At 72.4% G+C, this 17,294-nt stretch carries 19 protein-coding genes and 1 tRNA gene; 2 read left to right on the top strand and 18 right to left on the bottom strand.

What is annotated here, in order from left to right; genetic code table 11:
* Positions 1–136 precede the first annotated feature (136 nt).
* The 10 genes from ABZ642_RS37570 to ABZ642_RS37525 all read right to left on the bottom strand — a co-directional run bounded on the left by ABZ642_RS37570 (position 137) and on the right by ABZ642_RS37525 (position 7,491).
* Positions 137–210, bottom strand: a tRNA-Pro gene (locus ABZ642_RS37570).
* Positions 211–354: 144 nt separating this feature from the next.
* Positions 355–714 carry an MmcQ/YjbR family DNA-binding protein gene (locus ABZ642_RS37565; RefSeq protein ID WP_360493054.1) on the bottom strand — a complete coding sequence of 120 codons (360 nt, stop codon included), beginning with the start codon at positions 712–714 and terminating at the stop codon, positions 355–357.
* A 30-nt stretch (positions 715–744) separates the two neighbouring features.
* Positions 745–1,281: a GNAT family N-acetyltransferase gene (locus ABZ642_RS37560; protein ID WP_360493051.1), complete on the bottom strand. Its 537-nt coding sequence runs from the start codon at positions 1,279–1,281 to the stop codon at positions 745–747.
* On the bottom strand, positions 1,278–1,910 hold the full coding sequence (locus ABZ642_RS37555; RefSeq protein ID WP_360493049.1) for an XRE family transcriptional regulator: 633 nt from the start codon (positions 1,908–1,910) through the stop codon (positions 1,278–1,280). Before ABZ642_RS37555 ends, ABZ642_RS37560 begins: the two co-directional genes overlap by 4 nt.
* 46 nt (positions 1,911–1,956) lie before the next feature.
* Positions 1,957–2,859, bottom strand: coding sequence for a LysR family transcriptional regulator (locus tag ABZ642_RS37550; RefSeq protein WP_360493046.1), 903 nt, complete (start codon positions 2,857–2,859; stop codon positions 1,957–1,959).
* Positions 2,860–2,890: 31 nt separating this feature from the next.
* Complete coding sequence (locus ABZ642_RS37545; protein WP_360493097.1) at positions 2,891–4,084, bottom strand: glycine C-acetyltransferase; 1,194 nt, start codon at positions 4,082–4,084, stop codon at positions 2,891–2,893.
* A gap of 19 nt (positions 4,085–4,103) precedes the next feature.
* The gene (gene tdh, locus ABZ642_RS37540) at positions 4,104–5,132 is read right to left on the bottom strand and encodes an L-threonine 3-dehydrogenase (protein ID WP_360493043.1); all 1,029 of its coding nucleotides are present in this window, start codon (positions 5,130–5,132) and stop codon (positions 4,104–4,106) included.
* Between the two features lie 176 nt (positions 5,133–5,308).
* Positions 5,309–5,680 carry a nuclear transport factor 2 family protein gene (locus ABZ642_RS37535; RefSeq protein ID WP_360493040.1) on the bottom strand — a complete coding sequence of 124 codons (372 nt, stop codon included), beginning with the start codon at positions 5,678–5,680 and terminating at the stop codon, positions 5,309–5,311.
* A 32-nt stretch (positions 5,681–5,712) separates the two neighbouring features.
* Positions 5,713–6,426, bottom strand: a complete 714-nt coding sequence (locus ABZ642_RS37530; protein WP_360493037.1) for an SDR family oxidoreductase — start codon at positions 6,424–6,426, stop codon at positions 5,713–5,715.
* Positions 6,427–6,555: 129 nt separating this feature from the next.
* The gene (locus ABZ642_RS37525; protein WP_360493034.1) at positions 6,556–7,491 is read right to left on the bottom strand and encodes a LysR family transcriptional regulator; all 936 of its coding nucleotides are present in this window, start codon (positions 7,489–7,491) and stop codon (positions 6,556–6,558) included.
* Positions 7,492–7,600: 109 nt separating this feature from the next.
* On the opposite strand from ABZ642_RS37525, the gene ABZ642_RS37520 reads away from it, so the two are divergent.
* On the top strand, positions 7,601–7,903 hold the full coding sequence (locus ABZ642_RS37520; RefSeq protein WP_360493032.1) for a muconolactone Delta-isomerase family protein: 303 nt from the start codon (positions 7,601–7,603) through the stop codon (positions 7,901–7,903).
* Positions 7,900–9,114, top strand: coding sequence for a YbfB/YjiJ family MFS transporter (locus ABZ642_RS37515; RefSeq protein ID WP_360493030.1), 1,215 nt, complete (start codon positions 7,900–7,902; stop codon positions 9,112–9,114). Before ABZ642_RS37520 ends, ABZ642_RS37515 begins: the two co-directional genes overlap by 4 nt.
* Before the next feature lie 52 nt (positions 9,115–9,166).
* Here ABZ642_RS37515 and ABZ642_RS37510 read toward each other — a convergent pair whose 3' ends face one another.
* From ABZ642_RS37510 to ABZ642_RS37475, 8 genes are all read right to left on the bottom strand, one after another.
* A complete protein-coding gene (locus tag ABZ642_RS37510) occupies positions 9,167–9,766 on the bottom strand; it encodes a TetR/AcrR family transcriptional regulator (RefSeq protein ID WP_360493027.1) in 600 nt (199 codons plus the stop codon).
* A gap of 58 nt (positions 9,767–9,824) precedes the next feature.
* Positions 9,825–10,406 (bottom strand): GAF domain-containing protein, encoded by a 582-nt coding sequence (locus ABZ642_RS37505; protein WP_360493025.1) that lies wholly within the window; start codon positions 10,404–10,406, stop codon positions 9,825–9,827.
* Positions 10,407–10,467: 61 nt separating this feature from the next.
* Positions 10,468–11,067, bottom strand: coding sequence for an ATP/GTP-binding protein (locus ABZ642_RS37500; protein WP_360493022.1), 600 nt, complete (start codon positions 11,065–11,067; stop codon positions 10,468–10,470).
* Positions 11,045–11,416 carry a DUF742 domain-containing protein gene (locus tag ABZ642_RS37495; RefSeq protein WP_360493019.1) on the bottom strand — a complete coding sequence of 124 codons (372 nt, stop codon included), beginning with the start codon at positions 11,414–11,416 and terminating at the stop codon, positions 11,045–11,047. The genes ABZ642_RS37500 and ABZ642_RS37495 overlap by 23 nt, the downstream gene beginning before the upstream one ends.
* Positions 11,417–11,418: 2 nt before the next feature.
* Positions 11,419–11,853 (bottom strand): roadblock/LC7 domain-containing protein, encoded by a 435-nt coding sequence (locus tag ABZ642_RS37490; RefSeq protein ID WP_046728213.1) that lies wholly within the window; start codon positions 11,851–11,853, stop codon positions 11,419–11,421.
* Between the two features lie 68 nt (positions 11,854–11,921).
* A complete protein-coding gene (locus ABZ642_RS37485; protein ID WP_360493016.1) occupies positions 11,922–14,276 on the bottom strand; it encodes an ATP-binding protein in 2,355 nt (784 codons plus the stop codon).
* 418 nt (positions 14,277–14,694) lie between these two features.
* The gene (locus ABZ642_RS37480) at positions 14,695–15,855 is read right to left on the bottom strand and encodes a DUF4037 domain-containing protein (RefSeq protein WP_360493094.1); all 1,161 of its coding nucleotides are present in this window, start codon (positions 15,853–15,855) and stop codon (positions 14,695–14,697) included.
* An 87-nt stretch (positions 15,856–15,942) separates the two neighbouring features.
* On the bottom strand, positions 15,943–17,160 hold the full coding sequence (locus tag ABZ642_RS37475; protein ID WP_360493013.1) for an MBL fold metallo-hydrolase: 1,218 nt from the start codon (positions 17,158–17,160) through the stop codon (positions 15,943–15,945).
* Between the last annotated feature and the right edge of the window lie 134 nt (positions 17,161–17,294).

Genomic DNA, 17,294 nt, shown 5'->3' with positions numbered 1-17,294 from the left:
GTGCTCGCTGCCAAGCCTGGTCGCCGTGACCCGCTGACCCAGGTCAAGGACGCTGGTCCCCAACCGGTCCCCAAGAATGATCAAGGGCCGGGTTCGTATGCCTCCGAACCCGGCCCTGACCTGCGACTGTCTCCAGTCGGGACGACAGGATTTGAACCTGCGACCCCTTGACCCCCAGTCAAGTGCGCTACCAAGCTGCGCCACGTCCCGGTGCCGTCTGACCTGGGATTTCCCTGGTCGAAACGCGCAAGGAAACAATACCGCACTCGGGCAGGTGGTCGCGCACGGCTTTTGTCCGGGCGAAGCGACGGCCCGACCGGGAGACCACAGCCGTACGGTCCGGGGCGGTGGGTGTCAGTCCGGGCCCGGCAGCCCCACCTCCGGGTAGGCGTCCAGGAGTCGGGGCGGGGCCGCCTGTCGCCAGGAGTCGGCGAGGATGTCGCGCAGCTCGGCCTCGCCCTCCAGGGCGGCGAGCCGCACCCGGACCCAGGCGAACTGGGCCTCGTGATCGGCGATCCAGAACTTGTCCGGCTCGGCGAGCACCAGTTCGTCGCGCTCCTCCTTGGGGCAGCGCACGGCGATGGAGGTCTCGTCCTCGGGCAGCGTGGCGAACATCTTCCCGGCGACCCGGAACGTGGGCATGTTCCAGGCGATCTTCTCGCTGGTGTCCGGCAGGGACAGCGCGACACGGCGTACGTCTTCGGCTTCCGGCATGCCCAGAACCGTAGCCCCTGGCACTGACAGTCAGCTGGTCAGAGCTCCGACGTGCTTGTAGTAGAGGGTCGTGGGCCGCAGCACCCCGCCGGGGTCGGCCGCGTAGTCCGGGATGACTCCGGCGCGGGTCCAGCCGGCCGAGCGGTACAGGCGCTCGGCGGGGCTGTCCGTCTCGGTGTCGAGGTGGAGCAGGGTGATGCCGGCGACGGTCGCCGCCTCTTCGGCGACGGTCAGCAGCCGTCTCCCGATGCCCTGGCCGCGGGCCTCGCGGTGGACCATCAGCTTCACCAGCTCGGCACGGTGCCGGCTGTTCGGCTTGTCCGGGAAGGGAAAGGCCAGGCCGACCGTGCCGACGACGCGGTCGGCGTCGTCCAGCGCCGCCCAGACGGCGAGGCGACCGGCGGCCACGGCGTCCAGCCGCCCCTGCCACCAGGCGACGGCCCGCTCCCGCTCGAAGGGCGCGAGGAAGCCGATGGACGCCCCGCCGTTCACGGTGTCGACCAGCAGCTCGGCCAACTCCCCCATCCTCTCGGCCAGTTGGTCCGCTCCGAGGCGCAGTTCCGTCATGGCCGTACCACCGCCAGGACATACCGCGTCTCCCCCGGCCCGGCGCACCGGAACCGGGTCGGCCCCCACACCCGCAGGCGCAGACAGTCGCCGGTGTCCAGGAGGTGTTCGACCTCCTGCGCGGTCACCGCGAGGCTCCCGTCGAGCACCCAGAGGTGCTGCTCCAGGCCGGGCACCGGCGGGCGGTCGTAGGCGATGTCCGCGCCCGCCGCGAGCCGGCCCTCCACGAGTTCGCCGCGCAGACCGCCGTGCGGCGGCGACACGGACCGCCGGACGAAACCGGCGGCGCGGTCCTCCCAGACCTGCTGTTCGGCGGCGCGCAGCACCGGTGCGGGTGCCGCCTCGACCTCACTGAGCAACTGGGACATGGTCCGCCCGTAGACGTTGCAGAGCCGGTTGAGGAGAGCCGCGGTGGGGCTGGTCTCGGCGCGTTCGGCCCGGGACAGGGTGGACTTGCTCACTCCGCTGCGCTCCGCCAACTCGCCGAGGGACCAGCCGTGTTCGGCCCGCAGTTCGGCCAGGCGGCTGCCGAGGCGGGCGTCGACGGGGTCGGGGGCGGCGCCGAGGGCGAGGGCGGGAGCGGGGGTGACCGTCTCGTCTCGTGCCGTTTCCGGTTCGTCGCGTCTCATATCCGGGACGATATCCCCGATATGAAACGCCGATGTTAAGGAAGGCTCACGGCCGGGCCGCCTCGCCCAGCGCCTCCAGCACCGGGCGGATCAGCGGATGGCCCTCCGCTCCGCGTCGTACGGCGGCGAAGACGCGGCGGGTCGGGGCGATGCCGTCGACGGGACGTACGACGACGCCGGTCAGGTCCATGCCGCGCAGCGCCGAGCGGGGCACGAGGGCCACACCCGCGTCGGCCGAGGCCAGGGCCACCACGGCCCGGAAGTCGTCGGAGGAGTGTTCCAGACGGGGCTGGAAGCCGGCGCTCTCGCAGGCCAGGACGACCACGTCATGGCAGGGGTTGCCGGGGTACGGGCCGATCCAGGCGTCCTTGGCCAGCTCGGCGAGGGGGACCTCGGCGGCCCCCGCCAGGCGGTGGTGGAGCGGGACGACGGCGTCGAAGGGCTCGGCGTACAGGGAGACATGGGTGAGCCGGGGGTCGTCGGCGGACGGCGCCCCTCGGTACTCGACGGCGACCGCGACATCGACCTGCCGGTCCAGGACCATCGGCAGGCTGGCGTCGCCCTCGGCGTCCTGGACGCGGATGCGTATGCCGGGGGCGGTGCGGGCGAGGTGGGCCACGGCCGGGGCGACCACCTGGGCGATGCCGGTGGCGAAGGCGGCGACGGTGACGGTGCCGGCCTCGCCCGAGCCGTAGGCGGCCAGCTCGGCCTCGGCCCGCTCCAGCTGGGCGAGGACCGCGTTGGTGTGGCCGAGCAGGATCTCACCGGCCGGGGTGAGCCGTACGCCCTTGGCGCTGCGCTCGACCAGGCGGTGGCCGGTCTCCTGCTCCAGGGCCGCCAGCTGCTGCGAGACGGCCGACGGGGTCAGATACAGCGCGGCGGCAGCCGCCGTCACGGTGCGGTGGTCGGCCACCGCACGGAGGATATGGAGCCGCCGCGCCTCGATCATGGTGTTGATTATTGCAATATGTCCCGGGTGCTCAGGCCGCCAGTTCCGCCCGGGCCGCGACGAAGGCGTCCACCGCGCGGTTGACGTCGTCCGTCGAGTGGGCCGCGGACAGCTGCACCCGGATCCGCGCCTGGCCCTGCGGGACCACCGGATACGAGAAGCCGATCACGTACACGCCCCGCTCCAGGAGCAGCTCGGCCATCCGGGCCGCCTCGGCCGCGTCGCCGATCATCACGGGGGCGATGGCGTGGTCGCCGGGGAGTACGTCGAAGCCCTCCTCGGTCATCCGGCGGCGGAACAGCGCGGTGTTCTCGGCGAGGCGCACCCGCAGGTCGTCCGCCGCCTCCAGCAGGTCGAGGACCTTGAGGGAGGCCGCAGCGATCACCGGGGCGAGGGTGTTGGAGAACAGGTAGGGACGGGAGCGCTGGCGGAGCAGGGCGACGATCTCGGCGCGGGCCGCGACGTAGCCGCCGGAGGCACCGCCGAGAGCCTTGCCGAGGGTGCCGGTGATGATGTCGACGCGGTCCATCACACCGTGCAGTTCGGGGGTGCCGCGGCCGGACGGGCCGACGAAGCCGACGGCGTGCGAGTCGTCGACCATGACCATCGCGTCGTAGCGGTCGGCGAGGTCGCAGATCTCGCGCAGCGGCGCCACATAGCCGTCCATGGAGAAGACGCCGTCGGTGACGACCAGCCGGCGGCGGGCGCCCTGCGCCTCCTTCAGCTGGCGCTCCAGGTCGGCCAGATCGCGGTTGGCGTATCGGAGGCGGCGGGCCTTGGAGAGCCGGATGCCGTCGATGATCGAGGCGTGGTTGAGGGCGTCGGAGATCACCGCGTCCTCCTCGCCGAGGAGGGTCTCGAAGACACCGCCGTTGGCGTCGAAGCAGGAGGAGTAGAGGATCGTGTCCTCCTGGCCCAGGAAGCCGGCGAGGCGCGCCTCCAGCTCCTTGTGGACCTCCTGGGTGCCGCAGATGAAGCGGACCGAGGCCATGCCGTAGCCCCAGCGGTCCAGGGCCTCGTGGGCGGCGGCGATCACCTCCGGGTGGTCGGCGAGGCCGAGGTAGTTGTTGGCGCAGAAGTTGAGGACCTCGCCGGGGCGGCCGCCCGCGGTCACGTTGACGGTCGCGGACTGCGGGCTGCCGATGACCCGCTCGGGCTTGTGCAGGCCGGCGGCGCGGATCTCGTCGAGGGTGGCGCGCAGGTCGTCGCGCACGGAGTCGAACATCATCAGTCCTTGGTTGTCGTCAGAGGGTCCAGTCGAGGATGACCTTGCCGCCACGCCCGCTGGCGGCGTCGGCGAAGGCCGCCTCGAAGTCGCGGTACCCGTAGCGGCCGGTGATCACGGGGGCGAGGTCGAGTCCGCCCTCCAGGAGGACGGACATCGCGTACCAGGTCTCGAACATCTCGCGGCCGTAGATGCCCTTGATGGTGATCATCGAGGTGACGATCCGGGCCCAGTCGACGGGGAAGTCCTGGGCGGGCAGGCCGAGCATGGCGATACGGCCGCCGTGCGTCATGTTGGCGATCATGTCCTGGAGCGCCTCGGCGCGGCCGGACATCTCCAGGCCGATGTCGAAGCCCTCGCGCAGCCCCAGCTCCCGCTGTCCGTCGGCGATCCGGGCCCGCGACACGTTCAGGGCGAGACTCACGCCGATCTTGCGGGCGAGGTCGAGGCGCTCCTCGCTGACGTCGGTGATCACGACGTTGCGGGCGCCCGCGTGCCGGGCCACGGCGGCGGCCATGAGACCGATCGGCCCTGCCCCGGTGATCAGGACGTCCTCGCCGACGAGCGGGAAGGAGAGCGCGGTGTGCACGGCGTTGCCGAACGGGTCGAAGATCGCGGCCACGTCGAGGTCGACGGGGACGCGGTGCACCCAGACGTTGCCGGCGGGCAGCGCGACGTACTCGGCGAACGCGCCGTCGCGGCCGACGCCGAGACCGACCGTGGCCCGGCACAGGTGGCGCCGCCCGGCCAGGCAGTTGCGGCACTTGCCGCAGACGAGATGGCCCTCGCCGCTGACCCGGTCACCGGCCTTGATGTCCACGACGTCGCGGCCGGTCCCGACGACCTCGCCGACGAACTCGTGCCCGACGACCAGCGGTGTGGTGATCGCCTGCTGGGCCCAGCCGTCCCAGGCCCGGATGTGCAGGTCGGTTCCGCAGATACCGGTTCGCAGCACCTTGATGAGTACGTCACCCGGTCCGACCGTGGGTTCCGGCACGTCCGCGAGCCACAGGCCGGGCTCCGCCTTCTGCTTGACCAGTGCCTTCAACGCTACGGCTCCTGTGCGTGAGGTCCCGGTCGCGGGCACGCCGAAGCGTCCCGCGGCCGGGGAGGGGGGTGGAATCGCACAGCAATCTGCCGTATCCGGGCGCCTCGGGTCCATCGAGGATTTCTTAACCGCCGCCACAGCTCCACTTCACGCCCGCAGGACGCGGCGCGACGGCCCTAGTCGAGGCGGGAGACCTGGTAGTGGCTGATGTACCAGTCGTCCCCCGCGCGGGTCACGAGGACCGAGAGCTTCACGTCCAGCGGGGGCCGGTCCGTGAAGGAGAACTCGACGGCCAGGTAGCCGAGGACGACGCCGTCCGCGGGCCGCCGGGTCTCCAGGACGCGGTACGCGGCCTTCATGCCGAGGGGCTGGGAGTCGTAGTAGTCGGCGACGCCCTGCCGTCCGACGCTGTAGGGGTGCAGTCCCTGGAAGACAGCGTCCTCGGTGAACTGGGCGGCGACGCGCTCGGGCTGGTGTGCGTCGACGGCCGCCCGCCACCGGTCGAGCACCCCGCTCAGGATCGCCGAGTCGCCCGTGGTCGTGGTCATGTCCGCTCCTTGGCTGGTGATGTGACGAACGATCAGTGTCCGGCGCTCATACCGCCGTCGACGTGCAGGATCTCGCCGGTGACGAACGGCGCGGTCTCCAGGAAGAGCACCGCGTCGACGATGTCGCTCACTTCACCCATCCGGCCGACCGGGTGCAGGGCGGAGAGGTAGTCATGGGTCTCCGCCGGGTGCATGGGCGTCTTGATGGTGCCGGGCGACACGGCGTTGACCCGGATGCCGCGGGTGGCGTACTCGATCGCCAGGGACTTGGTCGCGGACTGCAGACCGCCCTTGGTGAGGGAGGCCAGGACGGAGGGAACCCGGGCGTCCGCGCTGTCGACCAGGCTGGTGGTGACGCTGACGATGTGTCCGCCGCCCTGGGCGAGCAGGTGCGGCAGGGCGCGCTGGGTGAGGTGGAAGAAGCCGTCCATGTTGATGCCGGTCACGGCGGCGTAGTCGGCGGCCGTGTAGTCGGTGAAGGGCTTCGCGACGAAGATGCCGGCGTTGTTGACCACGGTGTCGATACGGCCGAACCGCTCGACGGCGGCGGCGACGACCCGCTCGGCGGTCGCCGGGTCGGCGATGTCGCCCTGCACGGTCAGTACGTCGGCGTCGTCGGCGGGGGCGATGGTGCGCGAGGTGGCGACGACGGCGTGGCCGAGCTTGCGGTAGCCCTCGACGAGGGCGGCGCCGATGCCCTGCGAGGCGCCGGTGACGATCGCGACCTTCTGGTTCTGCGTGCTCATGGTGACCTTCTCCGTAGTGGCTGACCGGTTACTAGCCGACCGGTCGACTATTTGGAAGGTAGTTCGGGTCGCTCGGGGGCGCCAGGATCGTCTTCCTACCGAGTGGGAGGCACAGCCTCCCAGTGCGGCTCAGCCGGGGAGCGCGTACGGATCGTCCGCGGGCAGCCAGGCGTCCGCGGCGTGGACACCGAGGTCGCCGGCGCCCACGCCGTCGCCCAGGGCGTCGACGGCGGCCAGGACTCCGGCGCGGTCCTCGCTCTCCCGCCAGACCAGCGACCAGGTCCAGTACACCTTCGGCGCGACGACCTCCCGGCGGACCAGGTCGGGCGGGAGCGGGACGGTCTGGCCCTTGGGCGAGTTGAGGACCGGGCGGGTGCAGCGGCGGACGTGGTCGAAGAAGGCGGGGCCGGTGACGGCGCCGTCCGAGATGCGCACGGCACGGGCACCGACGGCCTGGGTCAACTCCTCGGCGTACACGTTCCAGGAGGCCCAGGAGGTGACGTCTTCGTCGATGAGGACATCGGTGTCCCGGGCCGGCAGCTCGCCCGTGTCGGTGCCCTTCGCGACGGCGTACAACCGGTCGGCGCCGAGCAGCCGGGCCCGCAGCCCGAGCCGTTCGAGGTCCTCCGTGCGCACCCAGCAGACGGCGAGATCCAGACTGCCGTCGGCGACCCGGGCGGCCTGGGTGTGGGAGGGGGCGACCCAGGCGTCCACATGGACCCGGGCCACCGAGGCCGTCCGTGACATCAGGTCCGGGGGAAGCCAGTTGACGTAACCGAGCCGTACCGACTGCGAACCCGAAAGGCGGCCGGCCCGGCGCTGGAGGTCGTCGGCCCGCTCCAGCAGCGCCCGGGTGTGCGGCAGCAGGTCGGCACCGGCCGGGGTGAGCGAGACCGAACGGCGGTCCCGGTCGAACAGCCGGACGCCCAGGTCCCGTTCGAGCGCCTTGATCTGCTGCGAGAGCGAGGGGCCCGCGATGAGCAGTCGCTCGGCGGCCCGGCCGAAGTTCAGTTCCTCGGCGACGGCGACGAAGTACCGCAGCTGACGCAGTTCCACGCGCGCCATGCTACGCGCGGTGGGAGGCCCCACCTCTCAGCAGCGAGGCAGCCGGTCGTGGCACCGGCGCTCGTGACGGGAGCACGATGAACTTCACCGAGAGTCGAGGGAGCACGTCGTGCGAGAGTTCCTGGTCGAGATCACCACCACCGTCCCCGAGGGCACGGACCAGGAGGAGGTCGACCGGCGGCGGGCCGCGGAGGCCGTCCGGGCGGGGGAACTGGCCGCGACCGGCCGTCTGGCCCGGCTGTGGCGCCCCGTGGGCGAGTTGCGCAGCATCGGCGTCTGGCGCGCCGGCGACGAGGAGGAACTCCACGAGAAGGTGCTCGGCACGCTGCCGCTGCGCCCGTGGATGACGGTCACCGTCACCCCGCTGGAGTCCCACCCCAACGATCCGGGCCGGGGCGACGGCACCCGATGACCACCACGTCCGCCTGGACCCACGTCGCCAGGGCCGGCGCCGCGCTCGCCGCGGGCATGGGCGTCGGCCGCTTCGTCTACACCCCGATCCTGCCCCTGATGCACGCACAGGCGGGCCTGTCCGCCGGTGCCGGGGCGAACCTGGCCACCGCCAACTACGTCGGCTATCTCGTCGGCGCGCTCGCCGGCACCCTGGTCCCCGCGCTGGTCCGGTCGCGCGCCGCGCTGCGCGGCTCCCTGCTCCTGCTGACCGCCACGCTCGCCGCTATGCCCCTCACCCGCGGCGCGGCGGTGTGGGAGGTGCTGCGGCTGCTGGCCGGGGCGGCGAGCGCCCTGGTCTTCGTCATCGCCGTCGCCTCCGTGCTGCACCATCTGCGGGAACACCCGGCGCACCTGCCCGGCTGGGCCTTCGGCGGCGTGGGCGCCGGTATCGCGCTCTCCGGCCTGCTGGTGCTGGCCCTGCGGTCGGTCTCCGACTGGCGGGCCGCCTGGTGGGCCGCCGCCGCGCTCGCCGGGGTACTGGCCGCGGCCTCGTGGAATCTGCGGCCCGAGGACGCGCCGCCCGTCCCGGTGTCCGGGAGCCGGACGACGGCCCGGACCCACCGCTGGTTCGGCGCCCTGTTCGTCAGCTACTTCCTGGAGGGTGTCGGCTACATCGTCGCCGGTACCTTCCTGGTCGCGGCGATCGGCCAGGGCTCCCCCGGCTGGGTCGGCAGCGGTGCGTGGGTGCTGGTGGGGCTGGCCGCCGTACCGTCCTCGGCGCTCTGGGCCCGGCTGGGACGCCGGTGGTCCCGACCCGGTCTGCTGATCACCGCGCTCACCGTCCAGGCGGTCGGTATCGCCCTGCCCGCGGTGACCGGGAGTACGGCCGCCGCGCTCGGCTCGGCGGTGTTGTTCGGCGCCACCTTCCTGGGCGTCAGCACCCTGGCCCTGGCCACGGGGGCGCATCTGCGTTTCCCGCGCTCCGTCGCCCTGCTGACCGCCGGATACTCCGTCGGCCAGATCCTGGGCCCCCTGGTCGTCGCCCCGCTGCTGCGCCACGGCTACCACCAGGCTCTGCTGCTGGCCGCCCTGGTGGTCCTCGCCGCGGCCGCGGCCGCCGCCGTACTGCGGATCGGCTTCCCGCACCACATGGGCGCGGAACACACAGCGCCGGTACGACGGCGACGGCCGGCCGAGGCCACACACACCGCCGAGGCCACCCATACCTGAGCCGCCGCCATCCCCTCTGCCGCGCCCCTCAGAGGCCGCTGCCAGAACTCCGTCAGGCCACTGTCACGCCGAGCAGGGCCCGGCAGTTCTGCCACAGCGGGCTCAGCCGGTGGGTGTTGTTGTACAGCTTGGCGAACATCACCTGGCCCTCCAACTGGGCCACCACCGCCCGCGCCGCCTCCCGGGTGTCGGTCACACCGACCTCGCCGCGCTCGCGGGCCTCGACGATGACGGACTCCACCATGCCGACCTGCGCGTCGAAGATCTCCTGGAGCCGCGCGCGGACCACCTCGGTCTGGTTGCTCAGCTCCAGGGTGAGGTTCCCGAACAGGCAGCCCGCCACCGTGCCGCAGCCCTGCTGGACGGCGAGCTGACCGGCCTCCGTCTCCTCGAACAGCCGCCGCAACCGCCGGAGCGGCTCCGCCTCACCGGTCAGGGCATGCGTCCACTCACGCTTCTGGGCCGCCCAGTGCTCGTCGACGACCGCGAGCGCGAGGGCCTCCTTGGACTCGAAGAAGTAGTAGAAACTACCCTTCGGTACCTCGGCCGCCTTGCAGATCTCGGCCACCCCGAGCGCCGAGTACCCGCGCCCCTCGATCAGCGAGCGGGCGGCGTCGAGGATCTTCCGCTTGGCGTCACTCGTGCGTCCCATGCCACCAGGGTACGAAAGTACTAGACCGGTCGGCTAGTGCGGGGAACCGTTCCCGTCGTCACAGCAGCGGGAGCCCGTCCGCCTCGCGCCGCTCGATGCGGGCCACCAGCTCCGCCGCCGACGACTTGATGGTCTCCAGACCGGGCCGGCCCCAGGGCCGCGGCTCCACGTCGACCACGCACACCGTGCCGAGCGCCGTCCCCGTGCTGTCGATGAGCGGGGCGCCCAGATAGGAGCGGATGCCGAACTCGTCGACGACCGGGTTGCCCGCGAACCGCGGGTAGTCGCAGACGTCCTCCAGGACCAATGCCTTGCGCCGGACCACCACGTGGGGACAGAACCCGTGGTCGCGGGCCAGCTCACGGCCCAGCACCGGCGTCGTGCCGTCGGGCTTCACCACCGGCGGCGGCACGGCCGGCAGGTGCAGGCCCGCGAAGAACTGCCGGTTCTCACCGACGAAGTTGACCATGGCGTAGGGCGTCCCGGTGACCTCCGCGAGCCGGTCCGCGTAGGCGTCCAGCTCCGGGTCGGGGTGTTCGCCGAGGCCCAGTTGGCCGAGGCGCAGGGTACGCACGGGCGCCTCCTTGTCCTCCGGCGTGAGCAGCAGACGACCGGCCGGGCGCGACGGGTCGTACCTCATGGACGGGCTCCATCGCTGTGGACGTGGGTCATATATGGGCTCCGTGAGGGGTGTATGGGATTCACATGTGGGCGCCGTGGCTCGGCGCGGAGACCGGAGCGTGGGCGATGAGATGGCGGACGAGCGTGAGCAGGGTCTGGACGCCGGAGCTGGAAATACGGGCGTCGCAGCGGACGACCGGGACCTCCGGGTCGAGGTCGATGGCGGCGCGCACCTCCTCGGGGTCATAGCGGTAGGAGCCGTCGAACTCGTTGACGGCGACGATGAAGCCGAGACCGCGCTCCTCGAAGAAGTCGACGGCCGCGAAGCAGTCCTCGAGGCGGCGGGTGTCGGCGAGGATGACCGCGCCGAGCGCGCCCTCGGACAGTTCGTCCCACATGAACCAGAACCGCTCCTGCCCGGGCGTGCCGAACAGGTACAGCACGTGTTCGGGGTCCAGGGTGATGCGGCCGAAGTCCATGGCCACGGTCGTCTCGACCTTGTTCTCGATGCCGTCGAGATTGTCGGTCGCGGCACTCACCGTGGTGAGGAGTTCCTCCGTGGACAGCGGCGCGATCTCGCTGACCGCGCCCACGAAGGTGGTCTTGCCGGCCCCGAACCCACCGGCCACCAGGATCTTCAGCGCGGTGGGGAAGGGGTCACAGCTGTCGTCGTAGTCCATCGAGCACTGCCTCCAGCAGAGACCGGTCAGTGGGGTTGTGGTGGAAGACGGGGGGCTTGGCGGTCAGCGCCCCGCAGTCGACGAGGTCGGAGAGCAGCACCTTGGTGACCACGGCGGGCAGTTTGAGGTACGCGGCGATCTCGGCGACCGAGACGGGTGCGCGGCACAGGTCGAGGGCCTGTGCGTGCTCGGGGCCGAGGTAGCCGAGTGGGGTGGCCCCGGTGGCCATCACCTGCGACATCAGGTCGAAGGCGATGCTGGGCTCGGTGCGGCCGTTGCTGACCGTGAACGGGCGCACCAGGCGTCCGGCCGCGTCGTCCAGCCAAGGCCCGTCGCCGGCTGCCGCCACCCTCAAGGCCTCATCGCCGTGGGTTCGACGGCGTGCTGCCGGGGCGCGGTGACTAGGTACGGGCGGACGCTCTTGACCAGCATCGCCATCTCGTAGCCGAGGACGGCGGCGTCGGCCTCGCGGCCGGCCAGCACGGCGAGGCAGGTGCCGGAGCCGGCGGTGGTGACGAACAGCAGCGTCGAGTCGAGTTCGACGACGACCTGACGGACATCCCCGCCGTCGCCGAAGCGGACGCCCGCGCTGCGGCCGAGCGAGTACAGGCCGGAGGCGAGCGCGGCCATGTGGTCGGCGCTGTCGGGGTCGAGTCCGTGGACGGACTTCACCAGCCCGTCGCAGGACAGCAGTACCGCGCTGGTGGTGTGGGGTACGCGCTGGACGAGGCCGCTCATCAGCCAGTCGAGGTCGGATACCTGGGCGGTCGGCGCATCGCTCGCCATGGTGGATCGACTCCTTGAGGTACGAAGGTCTACGGGAGCGGTGGGGGTGGGGGTGGAGACGGTGCTGGTCATCCGGCCGGTGCGCTCCCGTCGGGCCGGGCATTGAATTCGGAGGTGCGCACCGGGCGCAGGGCCGGGGAGTGCGACTGGGCTCCGGACGCGGACGGGGGGTCGGCCGGGGCCCCTTGTGCCCGACTTGTGTGGGCCGGGGCCATGTGGTCCGGGGACGTGTGGGCCGAGGACGTATGGGCCGGGGACGTGTGGGCCGGGGCTGTGTACTCGGGAGCCATGTGCCCGGCCTCCCGGTGTGCCGACTCCCGGTGTGCCGAGTCGGCATGGGCGGCACGCATAGGCGTGGCCTCCATGTGCGTGACATCCATGTGCATGCCGTCCGCATGTGTGGCGTGGGACGCGCTGCTCGTCGCGCCTCCGGCACCCTCGCCGGACCTCGTCACGCCGGATCCGCTGTCGACGCCCCTACCGGCAGCACCGAGGTCGGCGACGCCCGTGTCGGTGTGGCCCATCTCCGTGACGCCCATACCGTTCAGCCCCGTACGGAAGGCCTCTCCCTGGGGCCCGCCCAGGGGCTCGGCGGCGGCCGGCGGTTCCTGGGTGGCCTCCAGATGCTGCTGGGCCTCCGCGAGGCCGATGCCGCGTTGGAAGGCGGCCATCAGACCGGGGTCGTGTCCGGCCGGCGCCTCGTTGTCCTGGCGGGGTGCGGGGCCGCCGCGGAGCTGGGGGACGATGTGCTCCTGGGCGCGGCGGCGCGGCAGTTGGGGCTTGCCCATGGTGCCGCGCACGGCACCGGCGCGCGGGACGGGCGGGGCGCCGGCGTGCTCCGCGACCGCGGGCCGGTCCTCGGGGCGGATGCCCGGCAGTGCCTCGGCGGGGTTGGGCCGGGTCTCCTGGGTGCCGCGTACCGGCAGCGGCGCGGGTGCGCCCTCGGGCTGCGCGTGCCGGCGCCGCCCGCCGGCCGTGGCCGTGGCCGGTGCCTGCTGCGGCGCGGGCCGTCGGTCCGGCGGCGCGCCGCCCGGGGCGGTCGCCCGGCCACCGGGTCCGGCATTCGGTCCGGCGGTGCCGCCGTGGACGCCCTCCGCCGTTCCGGTGGCGGCGGACGGCCGTGTGCCCCCGGCTCCCGGCGCGCCGGCCGGTGCCCCCGGCGCACCTCCTACGGCCCCCGCGTCCCGCGGCTGCGGTACCGCCCCGGGGGCGCCCGGTGCCGTACCCAGCAAGCCCTGCGGGACGACGAGGACGGCCTGGACACCGCCGTAGATGTTGGTCTGGAGGCGGACGTTGATGCCGTGGCGGCGGGCCAGCTGGGAGACGACGAAGAGGCCGATGCGGCCGTCGGCCAGCAGGCTGGCGACGTTGACCTGGTCGGGGTCGGCGAGCAGGGCGTTCATGTTGGACTGTTCGCCGACCGGCATGCCGAGTCCGCGGTCCTCGACCTCGACCGCGAGGCCGGAGGTGACGAGGTTGGCGCGGAGCAGCACCTGGGTGTGCGGGGCGGAGAACACCGTGGCGTTCTCGACGAGTTCGGCGAGGAGGTGGATGACGTCGGCGACGGCGTGCCCGCGCAGTTCCCCGTCGATCGGCGGGACGAGCTTGACCCGGGAGTACTGCTCGACCTCGGCGATGGCGGAGCGCAGCACCTCGGTCATGGAGACGGGGTTGCTCCACTGGCGCCGGGACACGGCGCCGCCGAGCACGGCGAGGTTCTCGGCGTGCCGTCGGATGCGGGTGGCCAGGTGGTCGACGTGGAAGAGGCCCTTGAGGAGGTCCGGGTCCTCGATCTCGTTCTCGAGTTCGTCGAGGATCGAGATCTCCCGGTGCACGAGGGACTGAAGCCGCCGCGCCAGATTGACGAAGACCTCCAGCTTCTGTTCGCTGCCGGCCTGGCTGGAGAGCTGGGCCGCCTGTACGACGGCGGTGACGGCGCCGTCGTGCGCGCGGGACAGGTCGGCGGCGAGCAGCTCGAAGTCGTCGGCGTCCTCGGGTGGTCCCCCGCGCGACTTGCGCGGGGGCGGGTTCTCGCCGCGGCGCAGCGCGTCGACGAGGGCCAGCAGATCGGCCTCGCCGCGGGCGGCGTTGCGGCGCAGCATGCCGACGCGGTCGCTGACCGAGCGGGCGGCTCGGCCCGCGGCCACGGCGGCGATCACGATGCCCGCGGCCGTCACCGAGACCGCTCCGGTCAGCACGGCCAGCAGGGTCAGGCTGGGCCGGGCCCCGGTGGAGCGGACGGTGAACAGGACGGCCGCGCAGCCGCTGAGCGCCACCGCGACCGGCGGCAGCACGGCGAGGCGCATCAGCTGAGGCCGTATGTGGGTCTCGGGCAGCGCGGGAACGGGTCGGGCGACCGGCCGTCCGTGCCGACCGCCCTCACGGCGGTCGGCGCGGGCGGCCGGTGCACGGAGGTGAGACATCTGCGTCCTCGTACTGGTCCGTCGGGCCTGAATTGCTCGCGCGGGCCGCGCGAGTTGGGCGTGCGCCATCGCGGTGCCGGCCGAGGGGACCGCAAAAGAATTCGGCCCCGTGTCGCCCGACGGACACTCACAGTAGTCGCCAACGCATCATGTGCGGCGGGCAGTTGACAAAGTCCCCCGGTGATGGTCCCGCTCTGGTATGAGCCGTCGCACGCAAGGCCGATAACCACTCTCGGCTCCCCGCCTCGGAACGGCCAACGACCGATCCGACCTGCTCAATAACGGTCAGACACGGAAAGCGAGGAGCAGGGCGACCGACCCACCGCGCCCCTCGCCGACCATCGGTCCGCACCCCCTCGGCAGCCCCGGTGAGGCGACCGGGCAACCTGCCGCACCCCCGTCACCAGCCCCCAGAACATCACCCACGGTGACCTCTTTCCCCTCGGCCGCCGTGCACCCTCTCCCGCGGACGGCCGTCGTGCCGCTCGGTGTCCGTCACCGCGTCGGCCACGGCCCGCGTCCGGTCCGGGCGGCTCAGGACGTCCGCGCTGTCGACGAACTGGTCCACCGCGCCGACCGTCGGCAGCTCCCGTATGCCGGGAGCCTTGATACGGGCGACGAGGGCCCGGGTGAAGCGGTCGGCGCGCAGCACCCGGAAGGGCCGGGAGTGGTACGGGCGGGGGGCCGGGTCGACCCGGTCGGTGAGCTCCAGTTCGTTGTGCAGATGGGCGACGATCTCGTACGCGTGCACCAGGTGCCGCTCGCGGGCGTGCCAGTCCGTGGCGGCGAGAGCGGCGGTGAGCACGGGGGTGAGCCGCGGGGCCGCGGGGGTCCGGGCGAAGGCGCTGCCGAGCCACTTGCCGTAGGGCGGGTAGCGCCGGTCCATGAGCAGGCAGAGCCGCATGAGGTCGCGGACCAGGCGGGCGGCCTCGACGGCGGAACCGAGTTCGTCGCCGACCTCGCCGCAGCGTCCGACGAAGGCCTCCTCCTGGGCGATGCGCTGCCACTGGCAGGCGAGGACATGGAGCCAGAGGTCATGGGGGTACCAGCCCAGGGCGGCCCGGGCCGGGGAGAGGGTGTGCAGGCCGTCGTGGAAGACGGCGCCGGCGGTGGCCTCGGCGAGGAGCTGGGTGGGGGTGGCCAGCCAGTCCGCCGGGGTGACACCGGAGGACGGGTCGAAGCCGAGGACGGCACGGAACCAGGAGGAGACACCGGTCACTTCGACCCGATGGTGCACCCGGCCGTCGGTGACCCGCATGACCCGGATGTCGCGGTCCCCCGTGGCGGCGAAGTGGGTGGGCCAGCCGTGAAAGGTCTTGGGAAGGTGTTCGGCGAGCACATGTCTGATCCGCCCGCCGTGGCGGGACACATCGTGGGGGTGCAGGAAGAGCTGGAGGCGCGGGCCCCACTCGTGGTCGGCGGAGCGTTCGGTGTCGTAGCCGAGGACTTCGGAGCCCGGGCCGACCCGGGCCGCCGAGTGCGGAACGCCGGGAGCGGCCTCTTCCAGCAGCGAGCGCACGGCCTCCGTGTAGAAGCGCCGGGACAGCTCAAGTCCCGGTAAAAAAGCGGGGGTTGGCATATGTGCATGACTCATGCCCATGCCCCTGCCCAGGTTGTGCAGGGGCATGCACGCAGCTTTCACGTCACCGCCACATCGGCGGCGCCCTCACTTCACAAGATCGTCCGCGTCCGACGCCACCGCTTCGCCGGCCAGGTCGAGGTCTCGCTGCCCGGCCTCGCTCCGCGGCGGGACGGCGCCGCGCCACGGCCGGGTGATCGGCACCGACACCTCGCGCCACCACGGTTCGGCGGGCACCGTCCCGGACGGCTCGAAGGGCTCGCCGGGACGCGGCAGCGCCACCGCCTGGGCCACCCCGTCGCCGGCGTCCTTCGTCCACTCCCCCGGCTCGGCCCAGGCGTGCGGGGCGAGGTTGAAGGTGCCCCAGTGGATCGGCAGCAACACCCCGTGCGGACCGCCGCCCTGCAGGTCGAGGTGGGCCCGCATGCCTTCCTCGGGCGTCATGTGTATGTCGGGCCAGAACTCGCTGTACGCGCCGATCTGGATCATCGTCACGTCGAAGGGCCCGTGGTCGGCGCCGATGTCCTTGAAGCCCTCGAAGTAGCCGGTGTCACCACTGTGGTAGATCCGGTGCCGCTCACCCGCGACGACCCAGGACGCCCACAGGGTGTGCTGGGTGTTGCGCAGCCCACGGCCGCAGAAGTGGCGGGCCGGGGTGGCCGTCAGGGTGAGCCCGCCGACCTTGGTCTCCTCGTGCCAGTCCAGTTCGCGCAGCCGGTCGGCGGGGACGCCCCACTGTTCGAGGTGGGCGCCGACCCCGAGCGGCACCGCGAAGAGGGTGTCCGTGCCGGCCAGCGCCTTGATGGTGGGCAGGTCGAGGTGGTCGTAGTGGTCGTGCGAGATGACCACCACGTCGACCGGGCCGAGTGCGGCCAGCGGCAGCGGCGCCGGGTGCAGCCGCTTGGGCCCGGCGAACGGGAACGGCGAGCAGCGCTCGCCCCAGACGGGGTCGAACAGGACGCGGTGCCCGTCGATCTCCGCGAGCACGCTGGAGTGCCCCATCCAGGTCACCCGCAGCCCGCTCGCGGCGGGCCGGGCGAGGTCGGCGACGGTGGTGGCGTGCACCGGTACGGTGCCCTGGGGAGCGCGGCGGGCGCGCTGCTCCTTCTCGAAGTAGATCTTCGCGAAGTCGAGCATCGAGCCCGAGGGACGCATGCGGGTGGTGCCGCCCGGGTTCTGGAAGACACCGTCCTTGAAGTGCGGTGAGCCCTGGATGCGGGCCATGCGCTCGCCGCTGGGGTCCACGCCGAAGGCAGCGGGCCGCAGCACGCGGAGCCCGGAGCTCAGGGAACGCAAACGGGTCACGGTACCTCCAGTGGTGTGGCCAGGGTCCTCCATTATGGTCGGCCCCTCGGGTGGTCGGCGTTGACACCCTGCCGCCCAGCTCCGGATACTGACCCACTGTTCAGTAGCACCCCCTTTTCACGAACCTCTCGGGA

It is taken from the genome of Streptomyces sp. NPDC007157 (assembly GCF_040634235.1).
GTDB lineage: Bacteria > Actinomycetota > Actinomycetes > Streptomycetales > Streptomycetaceae > Streptomyces.
Note: the sequence above shows the minus strand (reverse complement) of the source record. Positions and strands in the feature narration are given on the sequence as shown.

Bases quoted from the DNA above. Each gene is read 5' to 3' on its own strand.
- ABZ642_RS37515 (WP_360493030.1), top strand. From the start codon at position 7,900: ATGACCACCACGTCCGCCTGGACCCACGTCGCCAGGGCCGGCGCCGCG.
- ABZ642_RS37525 (WP_360493034.1), bottom strand. From the start codon at position 7,491: ATGGCGCGCGTGGAACTGCGTCAGCTGCGGTACTTCGTCGCCGTCGCC.
- ABZ642_RS37505 (WP_360493025.1), bottom strand. From the start codon at position 10,406: ATGAGGTACGACCCGTCGCGCCCGGCCGGTCGTCTGCTGCTCACGCCG.
- ABZ642_RS37530 (WP_360493037.1), bottom strand. From the start codon at position 6,426: ATGAGCACGCAGAACCAGAAGGTCGCGATCGTCACCGGCGCCTCGCAG.
- ABZ642_RS37550 (WP_360493046.1), bottom strand. From the start codon at position 2,859: ATGATCGAGGCGCGGCGGCTCCATATCCTCCGTGCGGTGGCCGACCAC.
- ABZ642_RS37545 (WP_360493097.1), bottom strand. From the start codon at position 4,084: ATGTTCGACTCCGTGCGCGACGACCTGCGCGCCACCCTCGACGAGATC.
- ABZ642_RS37510 (WP_360493027.1), bottom strand. From the start codon at position 9,766: ATGGGACGCACGAGTGACGCCAAGCGGAAGATCCTCGACGCCGCCCGC.
- ABZ642_RS37485 (WP_360493016.1), bottom strand. From the start codon at position 14,276: ATGTCTCACCTCCGTGCACCGGCCGCCCGCGCCGACCGCCGTGAGGGC.
- ABZ642_RS37560 (WP_360493051.1), bottom strand. From the start codon at position 1,281: ATGACGGAACTGCGCCTCGGAGCGGACCAACTGGCCGAGAGGATGGGG.
- ABZ642_RS37480 (WP_360493094.1), bottom strand. From the start codon at position 15,855: ATGCCAACCCCCGCTTTTTTACCGGGACTTGAGCTGTCCCGGCGCTTC.
- ABZ642_RS37555 (WP_360493049.1), bottom strand. From the start codon at position 1,910: ATGAGACGCGACGAACCGGAAACGGCACGAGACGAGACGGTCACCCCC.
- ABZ642_RS37565 (WP_360493054.1), bottom strand. From the start codon at position 714: ATGCCGGAAGCCGAAGACGTACGCCGTGTCGCGCTGTCCCTGCCGGAC.
- ABZ642_RS37500 (WP_360493022.1), bottom strand. From the start codon at position 11,067: ATGGACTACGACGACAGCTGTGACCCCTTCCCCACCGCGCTGAAGATC.
- ABZ642_RS37535 (WP_360493040.1), bottom strand. From the start codon at position 5,680: ATGACCACGACCACGGGCGACTCGGCGATCCTGAGCGGGGTGCTCGAC.
- ABZ642_RS37490 (WP_046728213.1), bottom strand. From the start codon at position 11,853: ATGGCGAGCGATGCGCCGACCGCCCAGGTATCCGACCTCGACTGGCTG.